This is a genomic window from Clostridium sartagoforme, assembly GCF_039521405.1.
GTDB lineage: Bacteria > Bacillota > Clostridia > Clostridiales > Clostridiaceae > Clostridium > Clostridium sartagoforme.
Window position 1 is genome coordinate 1 of the sequence record NZ_BAAACH010000013.1, and the last position, 4,673, is coordinate 4,673.

Annotated in this window: 2 protein-coding genes and 1 rRNA gene; all 3 read right to left on the reverse strand. The window is 28.2% G+C overall.

Features of this window, described 5'->3' with window-relative positions; all coding sequences use genetic code 11:
- Nucleotides 1-646: 646 nt before the first annotated feature.
- Nucleotides 647-1,807 carry a glucose-1-phosphate adenylyltransferase gene (locus ABDZ60_RS06250; RefSeq protein WP_343776994.1) on the reverse strand — a complete coding sequence of 387 codons (1,161 nt, stop codon included), beginning with the start codon at nucleotides 1,805-1,807 and terminating at the stop codon, nucleotides 647-649.
- Between the two features lie 195 nt (nucleotides 1,808-2,002).
- Nucleotides 2,003-4,438, reverse strand: coding sequence for a glycogen/starch/alpha-glucan phosphorylase (locus tag ABDZ60_RS06255; protein WP_343776996.1), 2,436 nt, complete (start codon nucleotides 4,436-4,438; stop codon nucleotides 2,003-2,005).
- Between the two features lie 152 nt (nucleotides 4,439-4,590).
- Nucleotides 4,591-4,673 (reverse strand): 5S ribosomal RNA (gene rrf, locus ABDZ60_RS06260); the annotation flags it as partial.

A 4,673-nucleotide genomic window follows, 5' to 3' on the forward strand; every position in this document is an offset into this window, starting at 1 on the left:
ACTAAATTTAAATTTAGATTCTCACTTAAGACTTCTAAAAGAATTGCTGGTTTATTTTACTTAACTTATTTTCTGTTCAATTTTCAAAGACCATTTTCTTCATCGCTTTTAAGCGACTTCATTATCTTACTATCTTTATATTAATCTGTCAACTCATTTTTTTATTGACTTTTAAATAACTTTGTAAGACGTTTTGTCCCTTAGGACATAGAGTATAATATCATGCTATATTTCTTTTATATATAGTTTATATCGCTAAATATTTGAATTAACCTCATATTATTTATTACTATATAAGAATTTCTTTATTTTTCTTATATTGATACAGGTGGATTAGTTGTCCTTTGTTTATGTTATATTTTGTAAGTTCTATTATAAAAAATATCTAATAGCTTTATCGATAAGTATTTTTAGCTATTAGATATTTTTTATTTTATTTGCATATTATTTTTTTCAGGATTCAAAAATTTATTTTTTAACTAAATTTTATTAATACATATATTTAATATTATTTTCATTTTTCTCTATAAAAATCTCATTGTTTTTCACTATCATATTCTTAATAATATTCCATGATTTTTCTTTAGTGAGCATCACTACGAATTTACTGTTTTTATAATCCCTTTGAACTATATCTCCTTTAGATCTATAATACTTCAGCTGGCTCTAATGTAGTTCCAGCTTCAAGTTCTTCTTTAGATGCTATAACTGCTATTTTATTTCCATCGCCAATTTTACAGCCTCTTCTTATTATCGCATTATTACCTACTATAGCTTTATTTATTACTACATTATCTTCTACTATAGTATCAGGCATAATTACGGAATCCCTTATTATTGAATTCTTTCCTATACTCACTCCTTGAAATAATATTGAGTGTTCTACCTTTCCTTGAACTATACATCCTTCAACTATTAAAGATTCTTTAACTTCTGAATCACTTCCTATATATTGCGCTGGTCTTGCTATATTTTCAGAGTATATCTTCCAATCCTTATCGTATAAACTTAGCTTGTTATTAGAACTTAATAAATCCATATTAGCTTCCCATAGACTTCTTATAGTTCCTACGTCCTTCCAATACCCTTTAAACGGATATGCTACTAATCTCATATTCTTCTTTAACATATTAGGTATTATATCTTTTCCAAAATCATTACTTGAATTTATATCATTTTCATCTTCTTTCAAAAAGTCTTTTAATATGTCCCATTTAAAAATATATATTCCCATAGATGCTTTTGTACTTTTAGGCTCTCTTGGCTTTTCCTCGAATTCATATATTGATAGATCGCTTCTTGTATTCATTATTCCAAATCTACTAGCCTCTTCTATAGGCACATCTATTACAGCTATTGTAGCATCTGCTTCTTTCTGCTTATGAAACTCTAACATATCATCATAATTCATTTTATATATATGATCTCCTGACAATATCAATATATATTCTGGATTATATCTATCTACATATTCTATATTTTGATAAATAGCATTTGCAGTTCCCTTATACCATTTACCACCCTTTTCCTCCTGGTATGGCGGCAATATTCTTACTCCCCCATCTCTTCTGTCCAAATCCCAAGGTGCTCCTATTCCTATATGCGCATTTAATTCTAATGGTTTATATTGAGTTAAAACTCCAACTGTATATATACCGGAATTAGAACAATTGCTTAATGGGAAATCAATAATTCTATATTTTCCTCCAAAGGGTACAGCTGGTTTTGCTAATCTCTTTGTTAATACTCCTAATCTTGACCCTTGTCCTCCAGCCAGAATCATTGCTACAATTTCTTTTCTCCCCATCTATCCTACTCCCCCTAATTCATTTATATAAATTTTATTAAACTATCAAATCATCTTTATATAATAAATATGAGTAAGATATAAATTATATGTTAAGTAAAAAGATTTTTTACAAAAAAGTGGACATATGTAAATTTTCTTATCCCGTTGCTCTAATACGAATCAACGTAAACTTACATATGCCCAATTAAAAACTTATAAATTCTTATACAATACATCTGAACCCCAAATTCCAGTTGCGTATTCCTTTATTGTTCTGTCTGATGAAAATATACCTGAGTGAGCTATATTTACTCCACAGATTCTTTGCCAATTAAGTTTATTACCATATAATTCATTTACTATTTCTTGAGCTCTTATATAACTATCAAAATCCTTTAATACAAAAAACTCATCATTATATTTTAATAAACTATCATATATTGCTCTGAATTTTTCTCTATCATATGAATAAGTTCCATCTACAAGGTTATCTATAATTCTTTTTATTCTATTATCACTATTATATATATCCCAAGATGAATATCCTCCATTATTATGATAATCTAAAACTTCATTTGCTGTTAGTCCAAATATAACTATATTTTCTTCTTTGACTTCATCTTTTATTTCTATATTAGCGCCATCTAATGTTGCTATAGTTAATGCTCCATTCATCATAAACTTCATATTAGAGGTTCCTGAGGCTTCCTTCGTAGTTGTTGAAATTTGCTCACTTAAATCTGTTGCCGGAATTATTTTTTCTGCTAATGAAACTCTATAATTTTCCATCATAATAACTTTAATTTTATCTTTTACTATTGGATCATTATTTATTTTATTTGCTATTGATGTTATAAGTTCTATTGTATTCTTTGCCAAAATATAACCTGGGGCTGCTTTTCCTGCAAAGATAAATGTTCTTGGATTTATATCCATATTAGGATTTTCTATTAATTTATTATATAAATCCATTATTCTTAAACAATTTAATGTTTGTCTTTTATATGCATGAATTCTTTTCACTTGGACATCAAAAATAGAATTTGGATCTACCTTTATTCCATACGAACTGTATATTTCTTTAGATAATTTAACTTTATTATTTAATTTTATATTCCTCAGCTTACCCAATACATTATTATCACTTAAATACTTTTCAAAGTTCAATAAATCCATTGGATGTTTTATGAATCCCTCTCCTATTGTCTCTTTTAATAAATTTGCTAAATCTGGATTACTTTTTAATAGCCATCTTCTATGAGTTATTCCATTAGTTTTGTTATTAAATTTGTTGGGGTATAGATAATAGAAATCTGACATTTCCTTTTTCTTAAGTATTTCCGTATGAAGTTTTGCTACCCCATTCACACTATGGCTACCTACTATAGCTAAATTGGCCATTCTCACAAACCCATCAGCAATTATAGCCATTCTAGAAATCTTGTCCCATTGTCCAATATATTTATTCCAAAGATCTTTACAATGTCTTTCATTTATTTCATGTATAATCATATATATTCTTGGTAATATCTTTTTAAACATATTTATAGGCCATTTTTCTAATGCTTCTGCTAAAATAGTATGATTAGTATAGGAAATTGTATTTTGTGTTATCCTCCATGCTTCTTCCCATGATAATTTTTCTTCGTCTAATAGTATTCTCATGAGTTCTGGAATAGCTAATGTTGGATGTGTGTCATTTATATGAATAGATATTTTTTCATCTAACTCATATATATTACTATTATATTTTTTATAATGTCTCACAATACTTTGTAGTCCCGCAGATACAAAAAAATATTGTTGCTTCAATCGCAGAATTTTCCCTTCATAGAAAGAATCTTCTGGATATAAGACTAATGATATAGACTCAACAGAATTTTTGTATTCTATGGCCTTTAGAAATTCACCTCTACTAAATGATGAAAAATCAAATTCATTACTTACAGGCTCTGCTGACCATAATCTTAAAGTATTTACTACCTCATTTTCATATCCTGTGATTGGTGTATCATATGGAATTGCTAGTATGGATTCATAATTGACTTGAGTAAATGTTAATTTCCCATCAATTGTTTCCATTTTTACATCTCCACCAAACTTCACTATTTCAGATTTATCTCTTTTTTGTATTTCCCATACATTACCTGATCTTAGCCAATTATCAGATATCTCTACTTGCTTGCCATCAATTATCTTTTGTTCAAAAAAACCATACTTATATCTTATTCCACAACCATGTCCAGGTATATTTAATGATGCCATAGAATCTAAAAAACATGCAGCAAGTCTACCCAAGCCTCCGTTCCCTAATCCTTGATCTTGTTCTAAATTTTCAAGCTCATTTAAGTCTATATTTAATTCCAAGAGAGCTTCCCTACAAATATCTCGTATTCCTAAATTCATTAATGAACTCCCTAATAGCCTTCCAAGCAAAAACTCCATTGAGAAATAATATACCTGTTTTTCTCCAGTTTCTTTATATTTATTATTTGTATTTAGCCACTCTTTAGCAACATAATCTCTAATTAAACTACCTAAAGCTTCATATTGCTGCTCCTTAGTTCCATCTTCTAGCTCTTTACCATTTATCTCTAGGAACTTTCTCTTATAATCTTTTTTTAAGGAATTCTTATTTATATATATCATTGAATCCTCCTCCTAATAGACTAACATTTAAATTTATAATATACTTTAAACTTATGAGAATTATTAAATAGTATTCTTAGAAATAATTTTTTATATGAATTTATTATTTAAAACAAAAAAAGACTTAAGATAAATCTTAAGTCTTTTTGTTAACCTGGCAACGTTCTACTCTCCCACACAGTCTCCCATGCAGTACCATCGACGCTGTAGAGCTTAACTTTCCTGTTCGGAATGG

What these genes read in the sequence shown, in the direction of transcription:
- ABDZ60_RS06250 (WP_343776994.1), bottom strand. Translation starts at nt 1,807, where the DNA reads ATGGGGAGAAAAGAAATTGTAGCAATGATTCTGGCTGGAGGACAAGGG.
- ABDZ60_RS06255 (WP_343776996.1), bottom strand. Translation starts at nt 4,438, where the DNA reads ATGATATATATAAATAAGAATTCCTTAAAAAAAGATTATAAGAGAAAG.